Annotated in this window: 2 protein-coding genes; one reads left to right on the top strand and one right to left on the bottom strand. The window is 69.6% G+C overall.

What is annotated here, in order from left to right; translation table 11 throughout:
- Nucleotides 1–335: 335 nt before the first annotated feature.
- Nucleotides 336–1,478: a cytochrome P450 gene (locus tag ACFWF3_RS32740; RefSeq protein ID WP_378993540.1), complete on the top strand. Its 1,143-nt coding sequence runs from the start codon at nt 336–338 to the stop codon at nt 1,476–1,478.
- A gap of 48 nt (nt 1,479–1,526) precedes the next feature.
- Here ACFWF3_RS32740 and ACFWF3_RS32735 read toward each other — a convergent pair whose 3' ends face one another.
- Complete coding sequence (locus ACFWF3_RS32735; protein ID WP_379317740.1) at nt 1,527–2,246, bottom strand: hypothetical protein; 720 nt, start codon at nt 2,244–2,246, stop codon at nt 1,527–1,529.
- Nucleotides 2,247–2,330 lie beyond the last annotated feature (84 nt).

The raw sequence follows: 2,330 nt of genomic DNA, 5'->3' as shown, positions 1-2,330 counted from the left end.
GTCCTCGGATTCGCGGCGTACCCTGCGCGCCCTGACTCCGCTGACCTTCTCCAGATCCAGCGGCGCGTCGACGGCCAGCTGCGCCAGCAACTCCGCCGTGGTCACTTCTCTGGCCGGCAGATACGCGCCGACGGCTTCGATTGTCGAACTCACCATGCTTGTTCACTTCCAGATATCGCGTGATGCACAGATCACCACCAGCGCATCTCGTCGATCCTAGCCACAGACCTTCACTAATCGGGCGTGCTCGATTAGATTCTGCCGGGGTGTGGAGCTCCGCCCGACGCCATGAACTAACCCTACTCGCCGCCGGTCAACCCTGGTTGCCTGGATTATTGCTGCTGGGACGGTTCGCGCGGCCCATCCGCAAGGTGCCCGAACTCGGCTGGTTCGTCGCCGATCCGCTGGTGGCCCGCCAGATCTACAACGACAGCACCCATTTCAGCATCGTGTCCGAGGGCGCGGCCGGGCACTGGTGGGCGCAGGTCATCGGCGACTGGGTCGAGGATCTGTTCGAGGGTCCCGGCCATACCGACCTGCGGACCAAGGTGCGCGACCTGTTCACCCTGAGCCACACCGATGCTCTGGTCGAGCGCGTGATCGGCCCCGACCTGCGTGACCTGCGCGAACGCCTGGCGGCGGGGGAGACCGTCGACATCGCCGCCCGCGCGCAGATCCTGGTCGGGCGCAGCGTCTCCGACCTGGTCGGCATGCGCCCCGAAGACATCGCCGCGGCCATCGGCGGCGACTACACCGACGATCAGGACGCGCTGTTCCTGCGCCTGTTCCATCACGTCGAAGAACTGGTCAACCTGGGTTTCGGCACGATGGCCTCGACCACGCTCGACCCGGTGGCGCTGGCCCGCGCCCGGGAGCTGGCCACCCAGCTCGCCGTCAACGTTCCCGACGCGTACGCCCGCGCCGATCCCGACACCACCCTCGGCCGCTGCCGCGAACTGGGCCTCGACGTCGAGCACGCGGGCGGCCTGGCGATCCTGATGGCCGTCGCGGGCACCGACACGCTCGCCAGCGCCATGACCAGAATGGTCGCGATCATGCACGACACCGACCAGCACCGCGCCCTGCTCGCCGCTCCTGATCGCCTTCCCGACGCGGTCCGCGAGACCCTGCGCGTCACGAGCCCGGCCTACCTCGTCGGCCGCTCGGTCACCGCGGACGTCCGCATCGCCGACCGCGACCTGCGCGCCGGCGAACACGTCAAGATCCTCACCTGGACCATCAACAACGCCGCGGGCGAGTTCCGCGTCGACCGGGACTACAACCCCGAAACCCGCCAGCTCTGGTTCGGCGGCGGCCGCCACCTCTGCCTCGGCGCCCAGCTCGTCCACTCCGAACTCACCGCGCTTCTCGAAGCCCTGACCGCAGCCGGACGCCCGTGGGAGATCGTCGAACGCCGCTACCGCAGAAAGGTTTTCATCCCCACCTACGAGGCGCTGCGCATCCGCCTCGCGCGCTGAACAGCACGAAAGGCCCCGTCCGGGTGGACGGGGCCTTTCCGACGACGACTACTGGTTTTCCGGCGCGTTGATCCGGTTGCTGAAGCCGATGCCGATGGCGATCGCGGCGGGGACGCCGGTCAGCACCAGGCCCGCGGCCGCACCCAGCGGGATGCCGACGGCGGCACCGGCGAGGCAACCCGCGAGGCCGGTGGCGCCGCCGAGGGCGAGCACCGGGATGCCGAGAACCAGGCCGCCGACGCCGCCGATGGCGCAGCCCGCGAGGCCACCGGTGAGGGTGCCGACGAGAGTGCCGATGGCGGTGATGATGCCGAACTGGGTGGCCGCGGCGCTGACGGCGTCGTCGAAGGCGTCCTGCCGGACGACGTCCTTCAGCAGGGTCGACGGGCGGGCCGAGGCCACGTCGGTGCGCGGGGTCAGGGTGGCGCGGGTGCCGTCGACGGCGGCGTCGATCGGGTACTCGAGGTCGTCGAGCGTGTAGGCCAGCGGCAGGGCGGCGACGATGTTGCCCTGGTTGTCGCGCACCTGGAACTGGTTGTTCTCGGTGGTGAGCGAGCCCGCGTCGGTCTCGACGACGACCGCGTCGCCCTCGATGCCGGTCTTCCAGTTGATGCCGGGCAGCACCTGGTTCACACCCTGGTTCACGCCGTCGAGGAAGGCCGCGACGGGCGCGGGAGCAGGCGCCGGAGCGGCGTGCGACGTGCCGGTGGCAACGCCGAGCGCGGCGATGACGAGTGCGGAGGTTGCGGCAACCTTGCTGATGTTCATGAATGCAGCGTGACGAACTGGCCGCGATGGCGGATCTGCACCCGATGCAGCGCCCGTGGTATCATCCCGGGGCCTACCGCGATG

It is taken from the genome of Nocardia sp. NPDC060220 (genome assembly GCF_042727815.1).
Lineage (GTDB): Bacteria > Actinomycetota > Actinomycetes > Mycobacteriales > Mycobacteriaceae > Nocardia.
The sequence above is the reverse complement of the archived record's forward strand: the minus strand, read 5'-3'. Positions and strand labels throughout refer to the sequence as shown.

Excerpts from the sequence above, each read along its gene's own strand:
- ACFWF3_RS32735 (WP_379317740.1), bottom strand. The coding sequence starts at position 2,246 with ATGAACATCAGCAAGGTTGCCGCAACCTCCGCACTCGTCATCGCCGCG.